This is a genomic window from Kibdelosporangium phytohabitans, from assembly GCF_001302585.1.
GTDB classification, from domain to species: Bacteria; Actinomycetota; Actinomycetes; order Mycobacteriales; family Pseudonocardiaceae; genus Kibdelosporangium; species Kibdelosporangium phytohabitans.
This window is the reverse complement of sequence record NZ_CP012752.1, coordinates 4222756-4249133: the sequence shown is the minus strand read 5'-3', so window position 1 is coordinate 4249133 and position 26378 is coordinate 4222756. Positions and strand designations below refer to the sequence as shown.

Sequence of the window (26378 nt, the reverse complement as noted above, 5' to 3'; positions counted from 1 at the left end):
CCGCGCACGGAAAGGACCGCAAGGCTTGACTTCGGGCCGGCCGGTCGGACACCCTGACTGGGAGAGCGCTCTCCCGAACACGGTCCGCACGGCGTCGGTGCCTGCCCATCGAGGCCGGTCCCAACCCTGCTGGAGCTTTCATGCGCCGAGTTCTCAGCTTGGCGCTCGCCGTCGTGCTTTCGCTGTCGTTGGTCGTCACGGCACAAGCGGCGAGTGTCCTGCTGTCCCAAGGAAAAACAACAACGGCGTCGTCGGCCGAGAACGACGCCACCACGGCGTCGGCCGCCACCGACGGCAACACGGGCACCCGCTGGGCCAGCCAGTTCAGCGATCCGCAGTGGATACAGGTCGACCTGGGCGCCGCCGCGCGGATCGACGGGATCACACTGTCCTGGGAAGCCGCGTACGCCAGCGCCTTCCGCGTCCAGACCTCCGCCACGGGCACGCAGTGGTCGGACATCTACGCGACCACGACCGGCGCGGGCGGCACGCAAACCCTTGCCGTGAGCGGAGACGGCCGGTACGTGCGGGTGCTCGGCACAGCCCGCGGCACCGGCTGGGGCTACTCGCTCTGGGAGTTCCAGGTGTTCGGCGAGTTCACCTCCGCCCCACCGGCCGGGACACCGATCTCGGAGTTCAAGCAGGTCACCGCGTCGTCGTGGGAAGGCGGCAACGCGCCGGCGGCCGCGCTGGACGGCCGCTCGACGACCAGGTGGTCCAGCCAGTTCACCGACGACCAGTGGATCCGCGTCGACCTCGGCGGGCCCGCCACCGTCAACCAGGTGAAACTGGTCTGGGAGGGCGCGTACGCCAAGGGCTACCGGATCGAGACGTCCGCCGACGGCACGAACTGGACACCGGTCCACACCACCACGAACGGCACGGGCGGCACCGAAACGCTGATAGTGAACGGAACAGGCCGCTACATCCGGATGCTGGGCACCGCCCGCGCCACCGGCTACGGCTACTCGTTGTGGGAGTTCCAGGTCTTCGGCAACGTGGACACCACGACCACGAAACCGCCGCTGCTGTCCCCGCCGACCAAGGCGCCCACGAACACCGGCCGTTTCGCGCTGACCGCACCGGCCGACAACGCCATGATCACCGATACCCGGCGGCCCCAGCTGTCGTGGTCAGCCGCGCCCGGCGCGACCCGCTACCAGGTGTGGCTCAACGTCAGCCGCGAGGACTACGACTTCGCCGCGGCCGGCAACCTGCTCGACCTGTACACGAAGGTCGCCGAGACCACCGGCACCAGCTACACGCCGACGTGGGACATCAGCGACCGGTGGACGTACAAGTGGTACGTCGTGGCCAGTGACGGCAGTGCCTCCACCATCCGCGAGTTCAGCGTGTACGTCCCCACTCTGGAGAACGTGGCGGACGGCGTGCCGATCGTCAACGGCATCAGGGACCTCAGCCGCGACGGCACGATCCAGCCGTACGAGGACTGGCGGCAGCCGGTGGAAACCCGGGTCGCCGACCTTCTTGGCCGCATGACGGCCGAGGAGAAGGCGTACCAGATGTTCTACAACGCGCAGGCTTTCCCGCGCGCGGGCTGGCACTTCGGACCGGCCGACGCGCAGGACCTGCACAACACGCTGCTGGCCTCGTCGGGGACGCGGCTGGGCATCCCGTTCGTCTCCGCGGGCGACACGATCTCCGGGTACAAGACGTCCTACCCGACGCAGAGCGCGCTGGCCGCGGCCAAGAACTACCCGCTGGATTACAAACTCGGTGACATGCAACGCCGTGAGCAGCTCGAAGTCGGCACACGCGGAGTGCTCGGGCCGCTCGCGGAGGTCGGCACGAAGGTGCTGTACCCGCGTATCCAGGAAGGCAACGGCGAGAACGCCGAAGTCGCCGCCGCTCAGGTGCGTGCGCTGGTCGCCGGGCTTCAGGGCGGTCCGGAGCTCAACCCCTCGTCGGTGCTGGCCACGGTCAAGCACTGGCCGGGCGAGGGCGCGGGCGGCGAGGCGCTGATCGTGTACGACGAGGTCACCATCAAGTACCACATGGTGCCGTTCCGGGCGGCGCTGGAAGCCGGTGCGGTCAACATCATGCCGGGCTACGCGGGCAGTTCGCTGCTCGACCCGGGCGGGCCGGGCGCGGGTGACAGCGCCAAGATCCTGGCGTACCTGCGGCAGAACCTGGGCTTCACCGGGCTGATCACCACGGACTGGCTGCCGTCCGGGTCGTGGATCGGCGCGGCGAACGCCGGTTCCGACGTGATGGGCGGCGCCGACCCCGGTGCGGCCGGGTTCAGCATCCCGTCCTTCGTCGCGGGCGTCCCCGCGGCCAGGATCGACGACGCGGTCCGCCGCGTGCTGCGTCTGAAATTCCAGCTGGGGCTGTTCGAGAACCCCTACGGTGACCCGGTGAACGGGCCCTACCGCTTCCACACACCGGCCTACACGGCGCTGGCCAACCAGGCTGCCCGCGAGTCCATGACCGTGCTGAAGAACAACGGCGCGCTTCCGTTGCGTCTCAACGCGGGCGACAACATCGTGGTCGCCGGGCCACGGGCGACGGACTCGAACGCGTGCTGTGTCTGGACGAGCTTCTTCCACCAGGAGTACGGCTCGCTGAACATCCTCGACGCGATCAAGGCGCGGGCGTCCCGTGCGGGCGTGAACGTCTACCAGGACACCGGTCCCGCACCGAAACTGGCCGTGGTGGCGGTCGGCGAGTCGTCGTACACGCACGGCACCAACTGGGTGAAGGAGCAGCCGTATCTGCCACCGGACCAGCTGGCGGTCATCCAGAACTTCCAGCGCCAGGGCATCCCGGTGGTCGTCGCGCTCGTGCTGCCACGTCCGTACGTGATCACCGAGTGGCACGACCTGGCCGCGTCGATCGTGGTGACCTACCGCGGTGGCGAGGAGATGGGGCCGGCGCTGGCGAGCCTGCTGTTCGGTGACTACACCGCTCGCGGCAGACTGCCGTGGCAGCTGCCGCGAGCGCTGGGTGACGTGCTCCGGCCGGGTGGCAGCGATGTCCCCGCCGACGCGACCGAGCACTGGGACCTGCCGTACGACCTCGGCGCGACCACGGCCCAGCGCAACGAGATCAGGGCCAGGATCAGCGCTGGCCAGCAACCTCCCAGCACCTACGGCAACCCGCTGTACCCGTACGGCGCTGGGCTCTGACACGCACCGCGCGCACCGGCGGCCGGGTCGGCACCGAGCCCGACCCGGCCCACGCGACCTGCCCAAACGTCTGGTCCACATAGGTCACGGGGAGGACGAACTACAGTCGTGTCGTGATCAGCCAAGCGACCAGTGAGTACCGCGGCACCGTCGAGGAGATCGTGCACGAGGCCTACGCCAAGTGGATCGAGGTGACCGGTGGCAAGCCCCTGCCGATGCAGGCGGACTACGCCGCCCTGATCGACGCGGGCACCGTGTGGCTGCTCGACTCGACCGACGGCCTCATCGTCCTGGTCGACGAGCCGGACGACGGCGTGTTGCTGATCGAGAACGTGGCCGTCCGCCCGGCGGCGCAGGGCAAGGGGCTCGGTCGTCAGCTGCTGGCATTCGCCGAGGAGCAGGCCCGCCACCGCGGGCTGACCGCGGTGCGCCTGTACACCAACGAGAAGATGACCAGCAACATCGCGCTCTACCTGGCGTTCGGCTACCGCGAGACGAGCCGTGAGGTACGCGACGGCCGGCACGTCGTCCACATGCGCAAAGACGTCTAACCGATCTCCGCGAGCGTGGCCTGGAGGTCCTTGGCACGCGGGTCGGCCAGCTCCAGCATCGTCGTCATGGCGGAAGCCAGGACGCCTCGCGCGATCCGGGGATGTCCCGCCGCGTTGAGGACCTTGCCGAGGTCGACCAAGGTGACCGCCTCCCAGCGGCGGTTGACCGCCTCCCGGTGCAGGACGATCGACGTCCGCAACGCGCGCACGGCTCGTGGCGTGTCACCGAGGCCCGCGTAGGCCAGGCCGAGGTTGTGCTGGTTGAACGCCTCCGTCATCGCGTCACCCGTGCGCAGGAAGTGTTGGTGCGCCCGCAGATGCGACTCGACGGCCGCCGCGTGGTCACCGGAGACCGTCTGCGCGATGCCGAGGTTGTCGAGGTTCTGCGTGACACCGCGTGGGTAGTCCAGATCCTTGTACAACTCCAGTGCCTGCATGGCGTAGTCACGGGCGGTCTCGCCGTCGCGGAGTTTGGCGTTGGCCATCGACAGGTTGCCCAGCGTCATGCCCTGGCCGCGGATGATCCCGAGCTGGCGGAAACACGCGAGCGACTGCTCGAAGTACGCCTTCGCCTCGGCGTACTCCTCCTTGTCCAGGTAGATGCAGCCGACCGAGTTCAGCAGATACGCCTCACCGCCGCGCTCCCCCGCCGCACGGGCGTCGGCGAGGGTCGAGGTGTAGAAGTTGAGGCCCTCACGCCACGGCACCGCGCTGTCGAACAACGTCGTCAACGCCATCGCGATCCGCCACGCGTGCCCGCCCCACGCGTTGGCGCCCGCCCAGGCCACGATGGCGCGCAACGAGTAGTGCTCCTCCTCGAACCAGGCCGCCGCCTCCTGCGGACCGGTGAAGACCGCGGGCGGGACGCGTGCCTTGTACGGCCCGAGGAAGTCCCGGTTGCGGTGCGGGGCCAGCACTTTGTCCGCCGCGACCGTGGCGTGCAGGTACCAGTCGAGCACGCGGTCGACGGCTTCGTCCCGCTCGGCCCGCGACTCGTGCGTCATCGCCATGTTGGTGGCGTACAGGCGGATCAGGTCGTGCAGCTGGTAGCGGCCGGGACGTGGCTGTTCGAGCAGGTTCGTCGCGACCAACTGGTCCAGCGCGTCCTTGGCACGGCCGCGCGGCAGGCCGCTCAGCGCGGCGGCGGCGTCGAGACCGATGTCATTGGCCGGTACGAGGCCGAGCTTGCGGAACATCATCGCCGCCGACTTGCGCAGCGCGCGGTAGGACCAGGACAACGCGGCGCGCAGATCCGTGTGCGGGTCGTCCTCGCCGCTGCCGAGGTTGTCCAGCCGGGCCTTCTCGTCCTCCAGGGCGAGGACCACGTCGGCAAGCGATTCGGAGCGGTGTGCCCGCTCGGCCACGATCGCCAGCGCCAACGGCAGGTAGTCGCACAACCTGACCAGGCGGGCCGCCGCGGCTGGTTCCTCGGCCACGCGGTGTGAACCGATCGCCGCCGCCAGCAAGTCGACTGCCTGCGTGTGCGGCATCGGGCTGAGCGTCACGCGATGTGCGCCGTCGCGCACCGACAGCCCGCGCAGCTGGTTGCGGCTGGTCACGATCACCAGCGCGGACGTGCCCGGCAGCAACGGCCGCACCTGGCCGGCGTCCAGGGCGTTGTCCAGCAGGATCAGCGGGCGGCGACCGGCCAGCTTGCTGCGCAGCAACGCCGACCGCTCGTCCACGTCCGACGGGATGGCGTCACCGGCGACGCCGAGCTCACGCAGCAACGCCTCGGCCCCTGCCTCCGGCGTCACCGGCTCGCCCGGCCCGTAACCACGCAGGTTGAGGTAGAGCTGGACGTCGGAGGACCGGTTGGCGACCCGGTGCGCCCAGTGCAGCGCGAGGACGGTCTTGCCGATGCCGGGGGCACCGTCGATCGACACGATGATCGGCGCGTTGGCCCGTTTGAGCAGCAGCGCGTCCAGCCTGGTCAGCTCGTCCTGCCTGCCGGTGAACTTGGCGATGTCGTGCGGCAGCTGACGCGGCGCGGGCGCGCGGGCCGACGGCGGGGAGTGGCCCCGCAGCACTTCCTGGCGCAGTCGTTGCAGCTCAGCGCCCGGGTCGATGCCGAACTCGTCGTTGAGCACCCGGAAGACCTGCGCGTACGCCACCAGCGCGTCCTCGTGCCTGCCCGCCTTGTGCAGCGCGGTGATCAGCCGTACCCAGAGCGATTCCCTGGTCGGGTACCGGCTGGTCAGCTCGTGCAGGTCGGCGATGAGCGGCTCGGCCGGGCCGGTGCCGAGCTCGATGTCGATCCGGCGTTCGGTGGCGGCGAACCACTCCTCGGTCAGCCGGGGCACCACGTCCCGCTCGAGCCAGCCGGACGGCACGTCCGCGAACGGCCTGCCGCGCCACAGCCGCAGAGCCCCGGTCAGCAGCTCCGCCTCGTCCGGTGAGCCCTCGTCGAGGCGTGCCAGCCTCAGCAGTTCGCGGAACCGGTGCAGGTCGACGTGGTCGGAGTGGACGCTGAGCTGGTAGCGGCCCGCCGAGACGCGTTGGATGACGTCCTGGCCGAGCAGCTGGCGCAACCGGCCGATGTAGGTGTGCAGCGAGCCGCGGGCGTTGCTGGGCTGCTCACCGGGCCAGAGCCGTTCGGCGAGGGTGTCGGTGCTGACGGGCTGGTTGACCGAGACCACCAGCGCGGCCAGCAGGACACGCAGCTGTCCCGGCGGGATCGGCACGATCTGGCCGCCCGCGCGGATCTCCCACGGCCCGAGTACGCGGATGTCGATTCCCGGCCGCGTCACGCACTGATCACCGATCCGATCTCCCTGTTCGCCACCCGCAGGATAGCCAAAACGGGCGGCTTCGGCCTGTACCGGATCGCCGCAGGTCACGAACGACAACGAGGTATTCAGCCGACATGTACACCCGTGAGCACTGGGTATCGATGGCGGATCGGTTGCTGGAGGCGGCTTGGCGGTGGGCGACGCCGGACGGCGCCTTGCTCGGCCTGCCCGGCCAACCGTCCCGCAGCGGGGTGCTGTCCGACGGGCTCGAGGGGTACGCCAGGACGTTCCTCGCCGCTGCCTTCCGGGTCGCCGGGACGCAGGACGACTCGCACGGGTGGGTGGGGCGGTACGCCGACGGGCTCGTGGCCGGCACGGACGGCGCCTGGCCGCGGATCCGGGGGCACGACGTGTTCGGCCGGCCGATGGTCGAGTCGGCTTCGATCGCGCTCGGGTTGCGGCTCACGCGGCTGTGGCTGTGGCTGTGGCTGTGGCTGTGGCTGTGGCTGTGGCTGTGGGACAAGCTTGATTCGGCTGTTCAGGACCGTGCCGAGGCGTGGTTGCGGGACGCGTTGGTCAACGTGCCCGCGCCCAACAACTGGTATCTCTTTCCCTACGCCGTCGCAGGGTTCCTGGGAGTCCGTCGGGCGTGGTGACGAGGTCACGATGCGTGCGCGGCAGCGGGCGTTGGATCTGCTGGAGACGTGGTACCGCGGGCAAGGGTGGTACTGCGACGGCGACGGGCGGGCGTTCGACCACCACAACGGCTGGGCACCGCACCTCTACCCCGTGCTCGACGCCTTCCTCGCCGGGCAGGAGACCCACCACGGCGAACGGCTGCGCGAGCACCTGGACCGCTTCGCCCTGCCGTTCGGCGCCGACGGTGCACCGATCCATTTCGGACGGTCGCTGACCTACCGGCTCGCCGCCTCGGCCGCGGTCGCGCTCGGCGCGCTCACCGGTCACACACCGCTGTCGCCCGGCCGGTCGCGCCACCTGATCGGCCGGGACGTTGCACTACTTCACCGGCAGCGGCTCGGTCACCGGCGACGGTCTGCTCAGCCTCGGCTGGCACGCCCCGCACGAGCCGACGCTGCAGGAGTACTCCGGCCCGGCTTCGCCGTACTGGGCGTCCAAGGTGTTCGTGTGCCCGCTGGCCGACGCTGATCATCCACTGTGGAACGACGAGGAAGCGGGGACCACCGCGGACCGTGTGCTGGCTGTCCCGGCGCCCGGCTTCCTGATCCAGGTGGCCGACGGGGTGGCGAGGCTGCACAATCACGGCAGCGACCACGTCAAACCGCATGAAGGCGAGTCCGCCGAGGACGATGACCCGCTTTCCGGGCGGCTCGCGTACTCCACCAGGACCGGCCCCACGGCCAAGGCGAACACCGCCGACAACCACTTCAGCGTGGTCGTCGATGGCGGGCGCAGCGTCCGCAGGCGGATCCGGCCGCTCGGCGCGGCCGCGAACTGGGCGGCGTCCTGGCACCGGCCGGTGTTCGCCAGCGGGCCGCCGATGGTGCCGGGTCGCAAGGCCGAGAGTGTCACTGTCGCCGAGGGCGCTACGAGCTGCGAGTCCACAAAGTCACCGGTGCGCCGCACGGCGCGGCGGTCGAGGAGACCGGGTGGGTGACCGAGCTGAACTCGGTGCTCACGCCGGTCCACGGGTGGACGGGCAGCGACGAAATCCTTGCGCCCCAAGGCACGCGTTCACGTCGTGGGCCCGGCTGCCGCGCCTGACCGCCGATGTGGAGGGCACAGCGGTGTTCGCCGCGCTCGCTGTCCTCAGTGAGCACCCGGAGCCGCTACCCGAGGTGACAGCGACAGCCGTGCCGGACGGTGTCGAGATCCGGTGGCTCGGCCGCACGACACGCGTCGAGTTCACCGATGGCGGCGTACGGGTGAACTAGGCCTTTTCGGTGGGTACCGGCTGCGGTGGCGTGGGCGCGTCCGTGGATCCGTTGTGGGTCACCGACAAGAACAACACCACCGACAGCACCGCGACCGTCACCAACAGCCGGACCAACGTGCCGAATCTGATCGCTACCAGCATCTGTGATCCCTCCCTCGAATGCGTACAGCATTCCTCTATAAGGGGACACTCTCGTCCGTTCGGGGTGCAGTCGGCCAGAGTCCAATTACTCTGTGTCGCGTGGGCCAGAAGACACCACCGGACTACGCCCGGCTGCTGCGGGAATCGCGGCGGCGCGAGTCCTGGCTGCGCGCGTCCAACGAGATCACCGCGGCTTTGTTGACAGGCAACGGATCCGACCTGCAATTGGTGACTTCCCACGCACGTGACGTGGCCGGCGCGCCGCTGGCGGCGATCGCGTTGCCCGACGACGAACGCCCGGGCACGCTCGTCTTCCACGTGGTCCTCGGCGCGGAACACCTGACCGGCGCGTCCATCGCCATGGAGGGCACCGCGTCCGGCCGGGTCTTCAGCTCGGGCACGCCGCTGCTGATCGACAACTACGGCGACGCCGCCGCGACGTGGCAGGGCGACGGCGGCTCGGTGTCGCCGTCGGACCTCAAACCGCTCGGGTCCGCCGCGATCGTCCCGCTGACCGCGGGCGACGCGATCCTCGGCGTCCTGCTGCTGTGCCGCCTGCGGGACGAGCCGCTGTTCGAACAGTCCGACCTGGACCTGCTGCGCAACTTCGCCGCACACGCCGCACTGGCGCTGCGGTACGCCGCCGCGCGGGCCGACCAGCAGCGGCTCGTGGTGTTCGAGGACCGCGACCGGATCGCCAGGGACCTGCACGACCTGGTCATCCAGCGGATCTACGCGACCGGGATGGCGCTGGAGGCGGCGGCCGCGCTGGTCGCGCTGGATCCCGAGGACGCCGCGGCCCGCGTCCGGCTCGCGGTCGACGACCTCGACCAGACCATCCAGGAGATCAGGACCACGGTCTTCGCGTTGCAGCACCCGCCGTCCGAGAGCCTGCGGTCAGTGGTCCTCGCCGAGATCGCGGCGGCCGTGCCGACGCTGGGGTTCAAGCCGTCCGTCGGATTCACCGGCCCGGTCGGCACATCGGTGCACGCCGAAGCGGGCAAGCAGCTGCTGTCGGTGCTGCGCGAAGCGCTGTCCAATGTGGCCAGACACGCGCACGCGAGCGCAGTGGCCATCGAGGTCGCGTGCGCTGACGACCTGGTCCTGCGGGTGACTGACAACGGCGTCGGTACACCGGCGAGCGGGCGCCGCAGTGGACTGAGCAACATGTCGGTCCGCGCGGCACGGCTCGGCGGCTCGTTCCACATCGCACCGGCCGACCCCGGGACCGAGCTGTACTGGTCGGTCCCGTTGCGTTAGTTCTTGCGCCGGTTCTGTTTGAGTTCGGTGGCCAGCACAGCCGCCTGGGTCCTGCGTCGCATGCCGAGCTTGGCGAGCAGGTTCGACACGTAGTTCTTCACGGTCTTCTCCGCGAGGAACAACCGCTCGGCGATCTGGCGGTTGGTCAGGCCTTCGCCGATCAGCTCGAGCACCTTGCGCTCCTGCTCGGTGAGGTCCGCCAGCTTGTCGGTCGGGCCCCTGCGCAGCCTCGTCAGCACCCGGGTGGTCGCGGTGGGGTCCAGCAGCGACCCGCCCTGCGCCACCGTCCGGATCGCACGCACCAGGTCACCGCCGCGGACCTCCTTGAGGACGTATCCCGCGGCGCCCGCCATCACCGACTCGAACAGGGCCTCGTCGTCGGAGTAGGACGTGAGCATCAGGCATTTCAGGTCCGGCATGTCGGCGCGCAGGTCACGGCACACCTGGACACCGTCACCGTCGGGCAGGCGCACGTCCAGCACGGCGACGTCCGGTTTCAGCGCGGGCACCTTGGCCAGCGCCTCGGCCGCCGTGGACGCCTCACCGACCACGGTGATATCCGGGTTCGTGCCGAGCAGGGCCGCCACACCCTTGCGGACGACTTCATGGTCGTCGAGCAGAAAGACCTGGATTGTCACCCGCCCACGGTAGTAGCCCCGGCTGGGACGGCGGAACGGCATTTGTCACACAAGCGGGCGATGCTCGGCGAAGTCCCAGATAGATCGGATACAGCACAGCGGCGCCGAGCGTGCGGTGCCACGGCTGGCCACCGAACCGCACGCGGTGCAGCAGACCCCAGACCAAGCCGGGGAGCAGCAACGCACTCAGCCACACATACGTGCCGCTCACGACCGCCGACGCGGCGAGTGCTCCCGAGACCACGGCGAGCGCCCAGCTGCCGGGCCGGACAGGACGCACGGATTGGCGGACGACCGCGTCGGTGGCGTACCGGATGGCCATCCCGGCCTGGTCGATCCGGTGCTCGAGCGAACCGGACCACGGCCGGTCGCCGAGCCGGGCGAGCACGTCCAGCCGGACGAACTGACCATTCGCGCCGAGCAGGACGCCGGACAGCAGATCACGCGCGCGTTGCGCCGCGTCACCGGCGACCGCCGACTCGAGGTCCTGCAGAAACCCGAGCAAACCGCCGCGGGCGGGCACCCGCACCCGGCACTGGACCGCGCCGACGTTGCGTCCGCCGAAGTACGCGGCGACCTCCCCGATCAGTCCCGGCTCCGGTTGCCCGTCGACCACACCGATCACGGTCCGCCGTTCGATACCCTGGTCAGCGGCCACGTCCCGGATCGCGCGACACGCCTCGTCGAGCGCGTCGGCACCGCGGCCGACAGCGAGGACCCGCACCGGGTACCGCGGCGAATCGAACACCGCGTCCCACGCGTCACCCCCGGGAACCAGGATCCAGAAATGCAGACCAGCCGTGTGCTCCGGCTGCCGCGGCCGTGGACGCGGGCGCCGCAGAGCGAACACCGCGAGGAACAAGTTGTACACGGGCCAGGCCAGCGACAGCGCTATGGCGATGGCGGTCATCCACAGCCTCCGTTTGTCGGCGCCCATGGTGGCGGTGCGGGCCGTGCCGGCACCCGAGGCGATCGCCCCTGACGGATTAGGGTCTTTCGACTCGGTTGCCGGGAGCCCGCAGCAGGCAAGATCTGGCCCAGCCGGCTTTACCGACAACGCTGAGGCACCCGTGACGACAGGGGCGGACCTCCAGCGGGGTCGGTCGTTGAACGAACGGGGGTGGGGAGTCGTGGACACGGCAGGGCTGGAATCGCTCTCAGCGCAGGAGTGTTTCCGTTTGCTGGCCAAGATCCCCTTGGGCCGGGTGGTGTACACGGACCGGGCGCTGCCCGCCGTGCTCCCGGTGACTTTCGCACTGCACGAGAAAGCCGTGATCATCCGGACGTCGGCGCACAGCAGGCTCGCGGTCGCGGCGACCGGGAAGGTGGTGGCTTTCGAGGCTGACGAGTACGCGGAATCCTGTGTCCGAAGTGGATGGAGCGTCGTCGCCATCGGACACGCGGTGAAGGTCACCGATCCCGGTGAACTGGAAGTCGCTCGGCAACTGGGGCTACGGGCGTGGGCCCCGGATGCCGAGGACTGGTACATCCGGATATCGGTTGAGATCGTCTCCGGCCGGAGGCTGCCTTCGTGAGTGCGTGCCAGGCCCCGGTTCGCACTCACGAAGGTTCTCGGTTTCTCGTTGATGGTCATCGGTCTTCGAGGGTTGGGCTTCGCTCTTCTCCTACATCCCCGAGCAGAACTTCGACACACCGCTGATCCGCGCGGCGGAGCTGCTGACGCGCGGGGCGGATGTGATGGGGCCGTACGTCAACCGCCGGTCCACGACCGCGGTCGCCGGGGTGTGCGCGTTGGTGGTCACGTGCCTCAACCTGTACCTGGCCACGTCCGTGATCTTCGGCTGAGTTCCTCGTCGCCCGGCTGGGTGAGGCGGGGTGAACGCCAAGTCACGGTCGCCGGATCCGGGCCGGAACGCCGTCGCGCGCCGGAGAGTGGGACTCGCCCCGGCGCCGTAGCCGACCGTGGCCGGATCGGGCCGAAGTCCACCAGGACGAGTGGTCCGGCCGGTGCGACAGCGCCGATCCGCCAGGTCGGTCGGCTGCGCGGCGGATGGTGCCCGGTCGGGGAATCGTGGAAACCCCACGGGGGGTGGAAAGCTGCGAATCGATCCACTTTCGACACTCGAATCCGGACTGGGAGTAGGTTCAGGATGTCACGATCGATTCGGATACTGCTGGCGACCGCGCTCGCGGCGACGTGCCTCGGCGCGGCCACCACACAGGCCGCCGCGCAGGCCACCGCGACGCCGCGGCCGGTCACGCCGAAAGCCATCGCGGGCCAGTACCTGGTGACCGTCAAGTGGCACAGCGACATGCAGGCTTTGCTCGACAAGATCGGTATCCGGCCGCTGTTCACGTACGGCACGGTGACGTTCGGGTTCGCCGCGCGGCTCACCGACGCGCAAGTGCGCCTCCTGCGGATGGCGCCGGAGGTCGAAGCCGTCGAGAACGACGCGGAAGTCGAACTCGTGATCCCACCGGGCGATTCGAGAGCGGTCTCGTCGTGGGGTCTGGACCGGATCGACCAGCGCGACCTGCCCCTGGACGGGAAGTACTCGCCCGCCCACGACGGCGCACCCGTGACCGCCTACATCCTGGACACCGGGATCCAGCACAACCACCCCGAATTCGGCGGCCGGGCGAGCTTCGGCTACGACGCGATGAACGACGGTCGCCGCGGCGAGGACTGCAACGGGCACGGCACCCACGTCGCCGGGACCGTCGGCGGATCCACGTACGGCGTCGCCAAGCAGGTGAAGCTGGTCAGCGTCCGGGTACTGGGCTGCGACGGCCGCGGCTCGTGGTCCGGGATCATCGCGGGTTTCGACTGGGTCGGCGCGAACGCCCGCAAACCCGCGGTGCTCAACGGATCCCTGGGTGGCACGCCCGGCATCAGCCAGGTGGACACCGCGGCCAACGCGGTGGCCGACAAGGGCGTGTTCGTCGCGGTCGCGGGCGGCAACGACGCGGCTGACTCGTGCAACTACTCCCCCGCCAGGGCCACACGAGCCTTCACGGTCGGTGCGACGGCCAGGAACGACAGCTACGCGATGTACAGCAACCGAGGCCAGTGCGTCCAGTTGCTCGCACCCGGCACCGACATCACCTCGGCGTGGATCGGCACCACCACCAGGACCATCAGCGGCACGTCGATGGCCTCGCCGCACGTGGCTGGTGTCGCGGCACTGGTCAAGCACGCCCACGGCGACCGGTCGCAGGGTGACGTGACGAACTGGCTGTGGGAGCAGGCCTCGACCGGCCGGATCAGCCAGGTCCCGGCCAACACCCCCAACTACCTGCTGAACACCGGCGGACTATGACACCACCCGCGGTGTTTCCCTCCGAGGAGGGAAACACCGCGCCCTCCGCTAGGCGCACACCGGCGTTCCTTTCGACCACACCAGGCCGACGGGATTCATGGTTCCCTCGGCCGTGATGCCCACGATCGGGATCGCCTTGTTCACCTGGTTTCCCGTGTCCTGGTCGAACGCGATGAAACCGCTCGCGCCCGGCACGGCCGAGTTGCAGTCGAGGTTGGCGATGAAGTTGGCGACCGCGCTGGGGTCCGTGGCCGGGATGTCCTTCGCCGCCCGCATCGCCGAGGCGACCGCGTCGTGCAGCATGATCGCTGTGCCGTCCCAGAGGTCGTCGGCGGGGAACTTGTGAGTGTCGAGGAACTTCGCCGAGAAGTTCTCGTAGTTGGTCTGGTACGCCGCCGACGAGGTCGCTTGGGGGAAGTTCTTCCACTGGTCGGGGTGAGCCAGCGCCGTGTACAGCACCCGTGCCTTGATGTCGCCCTGCAGGGGCAACGGCCTGCCCACGAGCGTCGCCGCGTCGTCACCCGTCATCACGGTGACCTCGCCGATTTCCTGGCACGCACCGTCCCCGGACAGCGCCGTGACGAAGGAGCGGACGTCGACGCCGCGACCGGCGAAGTAGATCAGGTCCGGTCTGCCCGTGCACACGTCGGAGTGCATCCCCGAGAAGAGTCTGCGCAGCAGTTCCTCCCGGGTCGCCCCGGTCGGTTCGGTGTCCGGCGACTCGTACTTCTTGGTGAACTCGATCCGCACGTCGGCGCGCCGCGCGAACGCGCTCGCCAGCGTCGTGGCGTAGATGTTGCCGGGGTTGGTGTCCTGGATCATCATGATCCGCCGGTAGCCCTGGCCGGCCACGTAGTTCGCGGCGGCGTTGGCCTCGTCGGTGTTCGTCGGACCGACCCGGAAGAAGTTCTTGATCCGCTTGCCCGACAGGTCGGTGTTCATGCTGTCCGCGGTGATCGTCGCGCCGATGGTGGCGATGCCGTGCCGGGACAGTTCGGCGACGGCCGCGCGGCTGTTGGCCACGCTCATGCCGATCCCGACCACAGCGGCGATCCGCTGGCCCGGGGCGGCCGCGACGATCCGGTCGACCGCGATCCGCCAGTGCTCGGCGTTGCTGCCGAAGTTGGCCAGCATCAGCTTCGTGCCGGACGCCTTGCCCGCCTCCGGCCACGCCGCGGCGATCGCCCCCTGGATCTCGTGCCGCAGGAAGTTCGTGGGTGTGCTGTCGATCGCCGGGTTCACGGTCATGTTCTCGAGCAGGACCACGGTCCTGAACTCCCCGGTGACCTTGCCGTTGTACTCGGCGAGAACGGCGCGAAGATCGCCGAGCGGGTCGTTGGCCTGCATCGGCGTGGAATCGAGGTTCAGTCCCGCGCAGATGTACGGGGACCCGACGGCCGTCATCCCCGCACCGCAGGGACCCGGGTCCGGCTGGTCCCACGGACGAGCCACGCCGAGCCACGCCCCCAGCGCGACGACGACGACAACCGCGGCGGGCCAACGGTATCGGGTCAGCCAGTGCCGGGGCTGGACCGGCGGCTGGTGGGTTCTCGGCATTGTCAGTCTCCGATCAGCCGGCCGCGCTTGGCCAGGTCGATGGCTTTCTGCAACGGTTGGATGTCGCCCTGCCGGGAGTTGTTGGCCAGGTGGGTCAGAGCGGCGACGATGACGCTGTCCAGCGCGGGCTCCCGAGCCGACGACCGGTCCTGCAGCAACCAGCCCGCGGCGACGAGGCGTGCGATGCTGTTGCGGACCTCGGTCCCAGCGGGATCCGCGGCCGTTGCCACCATGACCACCTCGTCGTGCGACGCGAGGCACCCGGCAGTCGGCGGCAGGGCGTTCGGGGCGCGCACGACCAGCAGGAACCGTTCCAGCCAGGCGCGGTGGGGGATCTTGTCGAACTGCTCGTCGAAGAAGGCCACCACCTCCGCGATCTGGCCGAGCGCGCACATGCCGTACGCGCGGCGGACGGGGTCGTTGCGGGTGTCCGGGTCGTCGCGCAGCAGGGTGAACTGGTCGACGTACGTGGGCTGTCCGCCGTCGCGACGGGACAGCGCGGCCACCAGGTTCATCTCGACCCACGGGTGCAGGACGGCCCGGTTCGGGGTGATCGCCTGCGCGTCCGACAGGGCCGCGACCCACAACGACGTCCGCAGTTCGGTCAGGATGACGCCAACCAGCGGTTGGTCGGCACGGCCCTCCGTCGACACCGGGATCAGCCATGGCGCGGTGGCGAACGGCGTGGCGGTGACGAAGTCCTCGATGCTGACGCCGTCCACGTGTCCGGTCAGCCGCAGCGCGGCCAACCGCGGATATGGCGCCTGATCCACGCCGAGCACGTCTCGAGCACCCGGCTCGACTGATCGGTCGCGCAGGTGCATGGCCAGGTACGTCACGGCCAACGGCAGACCGTTCGTGGCACGCACCACGAACTTCACTTCGGACGATTCCCGGTCCGCGCGCAGGATTTCCGCGATGTCATCCGGTTTCAGCGGGTCGAGCGACAACGGGTAGAACTTCGACGACGCGTTTTCCCAGTCGCCGTAGCCGGCCTTGCGCAAAGTCGTCAACGGCCGCAGGCCGTCGTCGGTTCCGGCGTGCCGCCACGGCGGCAACCATTCCGTGAATTCGTCGCTCCACCGGCCACTGGTCGCTATCACGAGCAATGGATCATGCGTGCCGTGCGGGAGTTGTTCCCTGGCGTTGTCCAGGTCGGCGAGAAACTGCTGACCACCGGGCAGGTGGATGTCGTCGAGCAGGGCGACCCAGTTGTGCACGTGCTTGCCCTGGGTGCCGTCGGCGCATTTGCACGGACCACCGCGCTCCGGGCGTGCCATGCGTCTGTGGTTTTCCCGGATGTCGCCGAGAAACGCCAGAAGCAGCCGCTCGGTCTGCTGGACGGCGGACAGTCCGTTCAGCGCGACGAGTGCGTCCAGCACGTCCCCGCCCTGGGTCTGCGGGAAGTCCGCGAGGTCCTTCATGGCTCGGCGCAACTGCCGCCGCACCGGCCTGACCACCACCGGGAACAGCCGTCTGATCAGGTCGATCAGCGACGGGTCGAGCAGTTCGGCCGTTTCGGCGGCGTCGGCGACCCGGTTGACGACCGCCTGGACCGCGGTCTCGCCGAGTGCCGCGTGGAACTCGTCGACGAACGCCGACAGCCGGGCCCGGTCGGCGTCCCGGTTCTTGTGCTCCAGCGTGGCCGAGATCGCGATCAGCGCGATGGAAAACCGCAGGAATCCGGGTTTTCGCCGATTGCGCCACCGCTGCGACAAGGCGTAGACGAGCCTGATCAGGATCTCATTGGTGGCCGGCACACCGGTACCGGCCGTTCGCTCAGCACCGAAATCGTATCGGGCGTGGACCACGCCCCAGCTCATGTCGCGCTCAACGGCGTCCAGCGCAGCTGTCTTGCCCGCGCCGACCGGCCCGAGCAGAACGATCATCGGCGGGCTGCGATGATCCCGGTACCTCAACATTCGGCGGTAAAAACGAACTGGTTCGATCTCCGGCAGAGGCAACGGCTCCCCCTCGTTCGCACCTGACTCAGCCTGGATCACAGAATCCTAAAGCTGAACCGACAATTGTTGTTCACCCGATCAGCTAGTCATGGACATGAGTACGGGCCGACCCGTGCGGTTGACCGCATTGTCCGGCATCACGGCCGGGACCCCACCCGGTGCCGGTGAAATCCGGACGATCCTGCGCCGCCGGACGGTGAATCTTTCACCTGTTCGGTCCATTGAGGAACGGATCATCCCAGCGCACGCTGAGAACCCCTGCATCGACGCCTGGAGGACACCATGCGCCGGTTATCCCTGCTGTCCCTGTTGGTCGCCATACTCAGTGCGATCGGCATCCACAGCGCACAAGCCGCGGCGGGCGCGTACACCGCGCTCGGCGACTCGTACTCGTCAGGAACAGGCTCACGGACCTACTACCCCGACAGCGGTTCCTGCCTGCGCTCGCAATACGCCTACCCTGTGCTCGTCGCGCAGCGGCTGGGTTCGGCGCTCACGTTCGCCGCGTGCTCGGGCGCCCGGATCGCCGATGTGCAGAACAACCAGCTCGGCAGCCTCAACTCCGGCACCGCGCACGTAACGGTGTCCGCGGGCGGCAACGACGCCGGGTTCAGCTCGGTGATCACGCAGTGCGCCAAGCCATGGCCGTACACCTGCACGAGCGAGATCAACGCCGCCAACGCCACCATCCGCGACGCCATCCCCGGGCGTTTGGACAGTTTGTACAACGCCATCAAGACACGCGCACCGAACGCGAAGGTGGTCGTGGTCGGCTACCCGCGCATCTTCAACGGCGAGGAGTGCAACGCGCTGGCCAGGATCAGCCCCGGTGAGCAGGCCGAGCTGAACAAGAGCGCGGACCTGCTCGCCGGAGTGATCTCGGCACGGGCCGCCGCACACGGGTTCGCTTTCGCCGACCCGCGTCCGGCGTTCACGGGTCACGCCGTGTGCGACGACGCCGAATGGCTCAACGGCCTGTCGAACCCGGTTTCGGAGTCGTACCACCCGAACCGGACCGGCCAGTCCTCCGGTTACACACCGCTGGTCGCCGCCAGGATGTGAACCTCACGACGCGGCGTTGAGCGGCAGGTGAGCCGCCAGCGCCGCGCCACGGCGGATCTGGAACTCGTCCAGCGTCCCGGTGAGGCGGTTGGTGCCGTCCGGCTTGGCGCCGAGCCTGAAGCCCTGCACGGCGAACGCGTCACCGTAGGTCGCCGAACCGCTCACCGCCGTGCTGCCCAACCGGTTGCCGTCCACACTCAGGGTGAGCGTCCCGGCGTGGCGCGAGACTTCCACGAAATGCCAGGCGCCGTCGTTGAACCCGGCCGCTGCCGACGCGTCCACCGCCGCTGCTTCGTAAGCGCCGGTGTCGGTCTGCAGGTAGACGAGCAGCCGGTCCTTGCCCGGCTGGCCACGCATCCACAAACCACGCTCCGTCGCGCCCGAACCGTACGCCCAGAAGACGACCTGGTCACCGGTCCCGGTGTAACGCAACCACGTCGAGACCGTGAAGTCGCCGTCCCCCACAGCGATACTCGGCTTGTACGGCATGTACACGGCATCGTCCACGCCGTCGAACCGGACCGCGTTGCCGACCTTGCCGGGCACCACGGCCGGGTTGCCGGAGACCGTGGCGTGCGCGCAATGGGTCGAGGCGTCAGAGGTCTGCGGACCGGTGATCGGCTCGGCGACGTCATGCGCCTGCGTGTGCTGGCCTTCGAAAGTCCACCACAAGGCGGGCAGGTCGGCGGGAAACCTGCCGGTCGCCGCCTGGCCGAGTTCGGTGGCTGTCAGCGCCCTGCGGTAGAGCCGGAAGTCGTCCAGCGCGCCCTGCACGACGTCTGTTCCGTCCATCTTGGACCCCAGGCGCAGCCCCCTGATGGCGTCCGCCTGGTCGCCGCTCACCGAGCCGGTCAGCCCGGTGGCCGACGCGGGCGTGCCGCCGTCGACACTGAGCTGGACCTGGTCGCCGGTACGGGTCAACGCGAGCAGATGCCACTGGTTGTCGCCGAACGCGACACGGCTTGTCGTGTCCACCAACGGGATCGCGACCTGGGCCGTGTCCGTTTGCACCCAGGCGTGGAGCCGGTCCTGGCCGGGTTGGGCACGCACCCAGACCGAACGCTTGCCCGCCGTGGTGCCGTACGCCCACACGATCGCCTGGTTCGCGGCGCCGGAGTACCGGAACCACGCCGCGAACGTGAAATCGCCCGAACCGAGGTCCAGCGTCGGCGAGAACGCCGTCTCGACACCGGGATGGGCCGTGTTCACGGGCAACGCCACCGAGTTCGGCGCACGGCCGTCGACCGGTGACTGCTTGCCGCCGAGCAGGCTCGCGGTCGCGCAGTGGCCGGACACGTCGTCGGTGATCGGCGCGGGCGCCCGCGCGGGCACCGCGGCACCGTCCACGGTCCTGAACGCGAGGTCCAGGCTCGGCTTGCCCTGCCGGGACAGCTGGAAGTTCCCGAGCCGCCCGGCGAACGCGTCCGTGCCGTCCGGTTTCGCACCGAGCCGCAGGCCCGTCACGCCCGTGGACACCGGGCCGGCGACGCCCGATCCGGTGGCGGACACGCCATCGATCGTCACGGTCACCTGTGATCCGGTTCTGGTGAGGGTCAGCTGGTGCCATTTGTCGTCACCGAAGGCGGTGGCAGCGCTCGGGTCGGCCAGCGTGAGGTACGCGTGCCCGCTCTGTCCCTGCACCCAGGCGGCGATCTGGTCACTGCCGGGCTGAACCCGCAGCCACACCTGGGCGGCACTGGCACCGACGCCGTAGCCCCAGAACAGCGCTTGGTTCGGGCCGGTCTGGGTGGCGGAGTGGCGGAACCTCGTACTGATGGTGAAATCGCCCGCGCCCGGATCGATCGTGCGCGAGTACGGGATTTCCGCGTAGCCGCCGGTCCCGTCCAGCAGGAGGCCGTCGTTGAGGGACGCGTTGCCGCGCAGGTACGCGTCGTTGGCCTCGGGCGTGCTGTCCGGTGTGGTCGGTCCCGCCGGGGTGGACGGCTGCGGTGACGGCGTCCCGTGGGTCGTGCCGGGCAAACCGAGTTGTCCGGGCGTGAACCGGGTGAAGCGGATCTCGTCGGCGGAGAACGCCACACCGCCCTCGTAGAGCACACCGATCTCGCCGCCGGTCAGCTCGGCGAGGTCGGAGTAGCCGGAACGGTCGTTGGTGACGAGCCCGCCGGGCGGGCTGGACCACGTCGTGCCGCGGTCGGTCGAGTACCGGATCTTCAGCTTCTCCCGGTCGTCCGGGTCCGACGGGCCCGCGAAGACGATGACGTCACCGGGTGTGCCGCGGTAGGTCCTGCGCAGCGGCAGGATCGAGCCTTGGACGTTCGGCGACACCAGCGACGGGATCGCGGCGAACTTCGGCATGGTGGTGCCGCCGTCGGTGCTGACCGCCCTGGCCCGGTGGTGTCCGGTGGGGATCTCGTTGCGAGCGGCCGCGTACAGCGATCCGTCGGGCAGTTCCGCGACCGCGATCTCCCCCGGGCTGAGCTGACCATCCACATAGGAGTTCGGAACTGTGCTGGCTCGCCAGCTGTCGCCGTGGTCGTCGCTGTACAGCACGCCCGCGAGGACGGTCGTGGCGTTCGGTTTCTGGTGCGCGCCGACGACAAGGCGGCCCTTGTGCGGGCCGTTCTCCAGTTGGATGCCGTGCGCGGGGCCGGTGGCGAACCAGCCGTTGTTCGTCCCGTCGAAGCTGGCTCCCAGCGGTTTGGGCGCGGTCCAGGTGAGGCCGTCGTCGGCGCTCCGCTGGATCCACGGCAGCCGCTTGCCGGTGGGCGTCGCCTCGTTGGATGTGCTGATCAGGTTGACCTTGCCGGTCTCGGCGTCCATCACAGGGACCGCGTTGCCGCGGGTGTGCGGCGCGTCCGGGTCCTGTGGTGAGCCGGACGTCACGACTCGGATCGGTCCCCAGGTCCGGCCGTCGTTGGTCGACCGGCGCACCACCAGGTCGACGTCGCCCCGGTCGGCGCACGACGGCGACTTGCGGGCCTCGGCGAAGGCCAGCAGCGTGCCCGCCGTGGTCCTTGCCATGACTGGGATCCGGAAACACCCGTACCCGGCCGTCCCGCCGCGGTAGAGCACTTGCTGCACGCCGACCAGCGCGGTCGACGGGGCGACGCCGCTGGCCGCCGCGGTTGCCGGTAACACGACGAGCAGCGCGCAGACGAGCGCGAGAAGTCTTCGAGACACGTGACAGTTCCCCTAGCTCCCCCCAGCCTGTGGCTACCGTAGCGTGGACCGGAACCGTTGCTGGTACGCGCGTGGCGACACTCCCAGCCGCAGGACGAACGCGCGCCGCATCGACTCCGACGTCCCGAAACCCGCCACCTGCGCGGCTTTCGCGACCGTCATCCCCTGTTCAAGTGCTCGTTTCCCCGCGTCCATCCGGACTTCCTCGACGTAGCGAGCGGGCGTCAGCCCCAGTCCGGCGTGGAACAACCTGGTCAGGTGCCGGGGGCTGACCGAGGCAGCCGCGGCCATCCTGGCGGCCGAGTGGTCCTGGCTGGGATCCGCCACCACGGCGTCCATCACCGCGCGCAGCACGGACGAGCGCGGGCGCGGGTGTGCCGTCGACGGCGAGAACTGGGACTGCCCGCCGGGCCGTTGCAGGAACACGACCAGCAACTGCGCCACCGACCTGGCCAGCTCCCCGCCCGCGTCCTGCTCCAGCAGGGCCAGCGCGAGGTCGATGCCCGCCGACACCCCGGCGGAGGTGAAGACGGAGCCGTCGCGCACCCAGATCGAGTCGGGTTCCACGGTGATCCGCGGGTAGCTCCTGGCCAGCAGGTCCGTTTGCCGCCAGTGCGTGGTGGCCCGGCGGCCGTCCAGCACCCCGGCGGCGGCGAGGACGAACGCGCCCGTGCAGATCGAGCACACCCGTGGCGTGCGGGACGCCGCGTCGCGGACGGCGTCGACGAGTTCGGGCTCGATCGCCTTGCCGACGAGCCGGTCGCCGCCCGCGACGAGCAGCGTGTCCACGCTCGTGGTCCGCAGATCGGCGTCCACTTTGACCGCCATCCCGGTCGACGACGTGACGGTGTCCTTGCCGACCGCGAGGGTGATCAGCTCGTAGCCGACGTCGCCGACGCGTCCGGCCTCGGCGAAGACCTCCATCGGGCCGGCCACGTCCAGCAGCTTGACCCCGTCGAACACGACCATCCCGACCCGCATGCCCACTCCCGTACCCGCGACCCGTGTCCGGAACACTGCGAAGTATGTCCGCCAGCGCATGGGCGCGCCCGCCGGCCACGGCGAGGCTGGGGACATGACCGAGAAGATCGCCGGGATCGAGATCCCGGACACGCCGATTGCCGTCGCCGCCACCGAACTCGTCCGTGCCGCGGCCGACGACCTGCTGTTCCACCATTCCCGCCGCGTCTACCTGTGGGGCTCGCTCAAGGCACGCGCCCGGGGCATGGACGTCAACCCGGAAGCCGCGTACGTCGGGGCGATGTTCCACGACCTCGGGCTGACGCCGCGCCACCGCACCACCGGGCGCCGGTTCGAACTCGACGGCGCCGAGGCCGCGCGGACGTTCCTGCTGGAGCACGGGTACTCCGAGTTCGACGCACGCCAGGTCTGGTACGCGATCGCGCTGCACACCACCCCGCAGATCCCGGCACACCTGGCACCGGAGATCGCGGTGGTCACGTTCGGCGTGGAAACCGACGTCATCGGGGTGGGCATCGACGAGATCAATCCTGACGAAATAGCCGCCGTCACCGCGGCGCACCCCCGGCGGAATTTCAAGATCGAGATCTTGAAAGCCTTCAACGACGGCATGAAAGACCGCCCGGACAGCACTTTCGGCACGATGAACGACGATGTGCTCGCCCACTTCGACCCGGACTTCCGGCGAACCGACTTCGTTTCCCTGATCAACGAAAACGCGTGGCCGCAGTGAGCCCCGGCCTGGCATCGTCTGCGCCGTGCGCCTCGCGACTGTCTCAGACGTTCCAGGGATCGGCACGCTGATGCGTGCATCGGCGGCGGAGCTGTTCCCGCTGTTCTACACCGCCCACCAGGCGGCCAGCGCCGCGCTCTACCTGACCGAGCCGGACGTCACGCTGATCGAGGACGGCACGTACTACGTGCACGAGGCCGGCGGCGCGATCGTCGCGTGTGGCGGCTGGAGCAAGCGCAACAAGCTCTACACGGGATCGGGCACGCGTTCCGACGACGGGCGCGTGCTCGATCCAGCCACCGAACCCGCACGGGTGCGCGCCATGTTCGTGCGCCACGACTGGACCCGGCGAGGACTGGCCAGGGCCATCCTGTCCGCCTGCGCCGAGGCGGCGCGTGACGAGGGATTTCGCTCGCTCGCGCTGATGTCCACGCTGCCCGGCGTGCCGCTGTATCGCGCGTTCGGCTTCTCCGAAACACGCCGAACGACGGTTCCGCTCCCCGACGGAGTTGAGCTCGACGGCGTGGAGATGACGTTGGACCTCTTGACATAATCACTTCACACGCGTTTTCGCAGATAAAAGTGGCATGGTCGGCTCACAACGACGTCCGATGATCCCCTCCGGCCGTCAAGTGGTATGTGACGAACATTTCCCACACCTCTACATTCACCCGATCGGACTAATGGCCCCCATACCTGCGATGATCACGCAGAGTCCGCATTCCCAGCGTCATACCGTGAACACGGCGTACCCGAACTGTGATAGAACACCCCAGCTCGGTTGGTCCAAGAGGACGAGACGAAAGGGATGCCGGACGTGCGGTCACGCCAGGCACCACTGCCGCGTGCGCAACGGCTCCGGCACATGTGTGGCGCATCGTGAAGACTACGAATGATCCCGACACGGGTCACGACAAGTCGATCCGGAAAAGGCTCACCAGAACGGTGCTTATTCCGAGCATCACCCTGTTGGTGCTGTGGATCGCTGTCTCGTCCTACTTCGTTTTCAATGGCTTATACGCAAAAGTCGTCGCCGACTCGGTCCGGCAGGTTTCCATTCCGGCCGTCACCGCGTTGTCAGCCATTCAGCAGGAACGACAAATAGGTATCGAATTTCTGGTGAACACTGGTGTCGGATTGCCGGAGCTCACCGCGCGCCAGCAGGAGACCGATCAGAAACTGGCCGAACTGAACGCGGTGTTCGGCCCGGCGATCGACAGCGCGCCCGACGAGATCTCACCCCGCATGCGCGAACTCAAGGCCGGGTTCGACCGGCTGCCGGTGATCCGCAGCCAGATCGCCGTGAAGACCGTGTCCAAGGCGCAGGCCAACGAGTTCTACAACGGGGTCCTCGACGCGGCCGCGCGGCTGTTCGACGTGCAGGCGCGGATCGTGCCGGACGAGGTCGCCGTGCAGGGCGCGCTCGCCGCGACCGTGGCGTTCCGCATCACCGACACGATGTCGCGTGAGGCTTCCCTGGTGACCAGCGCCTACGCCGCGGGCACCATGCCTGCCGACGACTTCGTGCAGTTCACCCGGCTCGCCGGTGCCTACCACGCCGACCTGGTGCAGACCTCGCCGTTCTTCGAACCGGAGGCCCGCGCCAAGTACCAGGCACTCATCGCCAGCGACGAGTGGAAGCGCTTCACGGCCGCCGAGGACGCGCTGATCAAGCGCGGCTGGTGGACCGCGCGGGACAGGACAGTCCTGCCGGTCAGCCAGGCCGAATGGCAGGCAACGAGCAACGCCGTGGCCGCGGCCCTGACCACGATGACGATCGAGCAGGCCGACAAGGTGTCCGCGGCGGCGATCGTGTCCGGCGAGAACCAGCTGCGCAACGCCATCGTCGGCAGTGTCATCGCGTTGCTCGTCTCGGTCACCTCGGTGGTCATCGCGGTCCGGGTGTCGCGCACCCTCGTCGACCGCACCCTGGTCACCCGGCTGGAACGGCTGCGTGACGACTCGCTCGAGCTGGCCGGGCACCGGCTGCCCGACATCGTGCGCAGGCTCAAAGGCGGCCAGAACGTGGACGTCAGCGCCGAACTGCCCCGGCTCGACCACGGCCGCGACGAGATCGGGCAGGTGGCCGAGGCGCTCAACATCGCACAGCTGACCGCCGTGCACGCTGCGGTCAGCGAAGCCAAGGCGCGCAACGGCGTGCACAACGTCTTCCTCGGCATCGCGCACCGCAACCAGGTCCTGGTGCACCGCCAGCTGCAGATCCTCGACGAGATGGAGAAGCGCGAGGAGGACTCGTCACAGCTGGCGTCGCTGTTCCAGCTCGACCACCTGGCCACGCGGGCCCGGCGGACCACCGAGAACCTGATCATCCTCGGTGGCAAGCAGCCCGGCCGCCGGTGGCGCAACCCGGTGCCGCTGCTGGAAGTGCTGCGCGCCGCCGTGTCCGAGACCGAGCAGTACGCACGGGTGCGGGTGGAGAGCATCCCCGAGACGTCCGTCATCGGTTCCGCCGTCGCCGACACGATCCACCTCATCGCCGAGCTGGTCGACAACGGCACGTCGTTCTCGCCGCCGTCGTCGCAGGTCGAGGTGAGCGCGACGCTGGTCGCCCGTGGCGTCGTCGTCGAGATCTCCGACCAGGGCCTGGGCATGAAGGACACCGTCCGCCAGTGGGCCAACGCGATGATGGTCGAGGCGCCGGAGTTCGACGCGATGGCGTTGCGCGCCGACACCAGCCTGGGCCTGTTCGTGGTCGCGCGCATCGCTTCCCGGTTGGCCATCACCGTCACGTTCGATCCGTCGCGCTACGGCGGGACACGCGCGACCGTGCTGATCCCCACGAGCATCCTTGTCACCGACGGACAAGCCGAGGACTCCATGGCGGTGAGCGAAACCGAGCCCGACCGGCCTATCGAACGCCGTGTCACGGCGGATCAGCAACGGCCGCAACCAGGCGAGGCCGAGCAGTCCGACGCAGTACTGCCCCGCGCGGCTGTCGAGCCGCGGCCCGCACCCGCCGCACCGGCGGCGAGCGAATCCAGGCCACCGGCGGACAGCGCCGGGAAGCCGAAGCCGAGCCCCGCCCGCGCGCCACTGCCACAGCGGCGGCCGCAGCAGAACCTGGTGGCCCAGCTGCGCGAAGGACCCGCAGCCGAGCAAGTGGACACTGTGGACACCAGCGGCAGTGGCGCCGGAGCTGACGAAGCGGCCGACGGAGTCCGCGAACACGGCAAGACCAGAACGCTGTCGGCGTTCCACAGGGGCACGCGGCGCGGCCGCGAGTCCGACGTCACAGCAGACTGATCCACGCAC

22 protein-coding genes are annotated in these 26378 nt (G+C 69.2%); 13 read left to right on the top strand and 9 right to left on the bottom strand.

Features of this window, described 5'->3' with window-relative positions:
- Nucleotides 1-140 precede the first annotated feature (140 nt).
- Together AOZ06_RS19435 and AOZ06_RS19430 are read left to right on the top strand one after the other, a co-directional pair.
- Complete coding sequence (locus AOZ06_RS19435) at nt 141-3149, top strand: discoidin domain-containing protein (protein ID WP_054290704.1); 3009 nt, start codon at nt 141-143, stop codon at nt 3147-3149.
- A gap of 113 nt (nt 3150-3262) precedes the next feature.
- Nucleotides 3263-3700 carry a GNAT family N-acetyltransferase gene (locus tag AOZ06_RS19430; protein ID WP_054290703.1) on the top strand — a complete coding sequence of 146 codons (438 nt, stop codon included), beginning with the start codon at nt 3263-3265 and terminating at the stop codon, nt 3698-3700.
- On the opposite strand, the gene AOZ06_RS19425 is transcribed toward AOZ06_RS19430, so the two are convergent.
- On the bottom strand, nt 3697-6450 hold the full coding sequence (locus AOZ06_RS19425; protein WP_054290702.1) for an AfsR/SARP family transcriptional regulator: 2754 nt from the start codon (nt 6448-6450) through the stop codon (nt 3697-3699). The genes AOZ06_RS19430 and AOZ06_RS19425 overlap by 4 nt on opposite strands.
- 116 nt (nt 6451-6566) lie before the next feature.
- Between AOZ06_RS19425 and AOZ06_RS61120 the strand changes: the two genes are divergently transcribed.
- From AOZ06_RS61120 to AOZ06_RS60050, 4 genes are read left to right on the top strand one after another with little or no spacing between them, the layout of a single operon-like run.
- Nucleotides 6567-7088 (top strand): DUF2264 domain-containing protein, encoded by a 522-nt coding sequence (locus tag AOZ06_RS61120; RefSeq protein ID WP_250637100.1) that lies wholly within the window; start codon nt 6567-6569, stop codon nt 7086-7088.
- 10 nt (nt 7089-7098) lie between these two features.
- Nucleotides 7099-7599, top strand: a complete 501-nt coding sequence (locus tag AOZ06_RS61115) for a DUF2264 domain-containing protein (protein WP_250637099.1) — start codon at nt 7099-7101, stop codon at nt 7597-7599.
- A complete protein-coding gene (locus AOZ06_RS60055; RefSeq protein ID WP_250637104.1) occupies nt 7487-8068 on the top strand; it encodes a DUF2264 domain-containing protein in 582 nt (193 codons plus the stop codon). Before AOZ06_RS61115 ends, AOZ06_RS60055 begins: the two co-directional genes overlap by 113 nt.
- On the top strand, nt 8061-8345 hold the full coding sequence (locus AOZ06_RS60050) for a hypothetical protein (RefSeq protein WP_225954783.1): 285 nt from the start codon (nt 8061-8063) through the stop codon (nt 8343-8345). Before AOZ06_RS60055 ends, AOZ06_RS60050 begins: the two co-directional genes overlap by 8 nt.
- Here the strand turns inward: AOZ06_RS60050 and AOZ06_RS56440 are convergent.
- The gene (locus tag AOZ06_RS56440) at nt 8342-8488 is read right to left on the bottom strand and encodes a hypothetical protein (protein WP_157233116.1); all 147 of its coding nucleotides are present in this window, start codon (nt 8486-8488) and stop codon (nt 8342-8344) included. The genes AOZ06_RS60050 and AOZ06_RS56440 overlap by 4 nt on opposite strands.
- Before the next feature lie 99 nt (nt 8489-8587).
- On the opposite strand from AOZ06_RS56440, the gene AOZ06_RS19415 reads away from it, so the two are divergent.
- Nucleotides 8588-9748 carry a GAF domain-containing sensor histidine kinase gene (locus tag AOZ06_RS19415; RefSeq protein ID WP_054290701.1) on the top strand — a complete coding sequence of 387 codons (1161 nt, stop codon included), beginning with the start codon at nt 8588-8590 and terminating at the stop codon, nt 9746-9748.
- Here the strand turns inward: AOZ06_RS19415 and AOZ06_RS19410 are convergent.
- Together AOZ06_RS19410 and AOZ06_RS56435 are read right to left on the bottom strand one after the other, a co-directional pair.
- A complete protein-coding gene (locus AOZ06_RS19410) occupies nt 9745-10386 on the bottom strand; it encodes a response regulator (protein ID WP_236952296.1) in 642 nt (213 codons plus the stop codon). The genes AOZ06_RS19415 and AOZ06_RS19410 overlap by 4 nt on opposite strands.
- Nucleotides 10352-11296 (bottom strand): glycosyltransferase family protein, encoded by a 945-nt coding sequence (locus AOZ06_RS56435; protein WP_157233115.1) that lies wholly within the window; start codon nt 11294-11296, stop codon nt 10352-10354. The genes AOZ06_RS19410 and AOZ06_RS56435 overlap by 35 nt, the downstream gene beginning before the upstream one ends.
- Before the next feature lie 220 nt (nt 11297-11516).
- Here AOZ06_RS56435 and AOZ06_RS19400 point away from each other — a divergent pair, with 220 nt between their 5' ends.
- Nucleotides 11517-11921: a pyridoxamine 5'-phosphate oxidase family protein gene (locus tag AOZ06_RS19400; RefSeq protein WP_236952295.1), complete on the top strand. Its 405-nt coding sequence runs from the start codon at nt 11517-11519 to the stop codon at nt 11919-11921.
- Between the two features lie 90 nt (nt 11922-12011).
- On the opposite strand, the gene AOZ06_RS56430 is transcribed toward AOZ06_RS19400, so the two are convergent.
- Nucleotides 12012-12149: a hypothetical protein gene (locus tag AOZ06_RS56430; protein ID WP_157233114.1), complete on the bottom strand. Its 138-nt coding sequence runs from the start codon at nt 12147-12149 to the stop codon at nt 12012-12014.
- A 348-nt stretch (nt 12150-12497) separates the two neighbouring features.
- Between AOZ06_RS56430 and AOZ06_RS19395 the strand changes: the two genes are divergently transcribed.
- Nucleotides 12498-13667: a S8 family peptidase gene (locus AOZ06_RS19395; protein ID WP_054290697.1), complete on the top strand. Its 1170-nt coding sequence runs from the start codon at nt 12498-12500 to the stop codon at nt 13665-13667.
- 48 nt (nt 13668-13715) lie between these two features.
- On the opposite strand, the gene AOZ06_RS19390 is transcribed toward AOZ06_RS19395, so the two are convergent.
- Together AOZ06_RS19390 and AOZ06_RS19385 are read right to left on the bottom strand one after the other, a co-directional pair.
- A complete protein-coding gene (locus AOZ06_RS19390; protein WP_054290696.1) occupies nt 13716-15224 on the bottom strand; it encodes a type 1 periplasmic-binding domain-containing protein in 1509 nt (502 codons plus the stop codon).
- 2 nt (nt 15225-15226) lie between these two features.
- Nucleotides 15227-17113: a hypothetical protein gene (locus AOZ06_RS19385; protein WP_054290695.1), complete on the bottom strand. Its 1887-nt coding sequence runs from the start codon at nt 17111-17113 to the stop codon at nt 15227-15229.
- Between the two features lie 357 nt (nt 17114-17470).
- On the opposite strand from AOZ06_RS19385, the gene AOZ06_RS19380 reads away from it, so the two are divergent.
- Nucleotides 17471-18250 carry an SGNH/GDSL hydrolase family protein gene (locus tag AOZ06_RS19380; protein WP_054290694.1) on the top strand — a complete coding sequence of 260 codons (780 nt, stop codon included), beginning with the start codon at nt 17471-17473 and terminating at the stop codon, nt 18248-18250.
- A gap of 3 nt (nt 18251-18253) precedes the next feature.
- Here AOZ06_RS19380 and AOZ06_RS19375 read toward each other — a convergent pair whose 3' ends face one another.
- A complete protein-coding gene (locus AOZ06_RS19375; protein ID WP_157233113.1) occupies nt 18254-21391 on the bottom strand; it encodes a LamG-like jellyroll fold domain-containing protein in 3138 nt (1045 codons plus the stop codon).
- 33 nt (nt 21392-21424) lie between these two features.
- Nucleotides 21425-22372: a GlxA family transcriptional regulator gene (locus tag AOZ06_RS19370; protein ID WP_054296754.1), complete on the bottom strand. Its 948-nt coding sequence runs from the start codon at nt 22370-22372 to the stop codon at nt 21425-21427.
- Between the two features lie 94 nt (nt 22373-22466).
- Here AOZ06_RS19370 and AOZ06_RS19365 point away from each other — a divergent pair, with 94 nt between their 5' ends.
- The 3 genes from AOZ06_RS19365 (at nt 22467) to AOZ06_RS19355 (ending at nt 26369) form a co-directional block, all read left to right on the top strand.
- Nucleotides 22467-23105 carry an HD domain-containing protein gene (locus AOZ06_RS19365; protein ID WP_054296753.1) on the top strand — a complete coding sequence of 213 codons (639 nt, stop codon included), beginning with the start codon at nt 22467-22469 and terminating at the stop codon, nt 23103-23105.
- A 70-nt stretch (nt 23106-23175) separates the two neighbouring features.
- Nucleotides 23176-23658 carry a GNAT family N-acetyltransferase gene (locus tag AOZ06_RS19360; RefSeq protein ID WP_083472666.1) on the top strand — a complete coding sequence of 161 codons (483 nt, stop codon included), beginning with the start codon at nt 23176-23178 and terminating at the stop codon, nt 23656-23658.
- A 314-nt stretch (nt 23659-23972) separates the two neighbouring features.
- A complete protein-coding gene (locus AOZ06_RS19355) occupies nt 23973-26369 on the top strand; it encodes a sensor histidine kinase (protein WP_470303350.1) in 2397 nt (798 codons plus the stop codon).
- Nucleotides 26370-26378 lie beyond the last annotated feature (9 nt).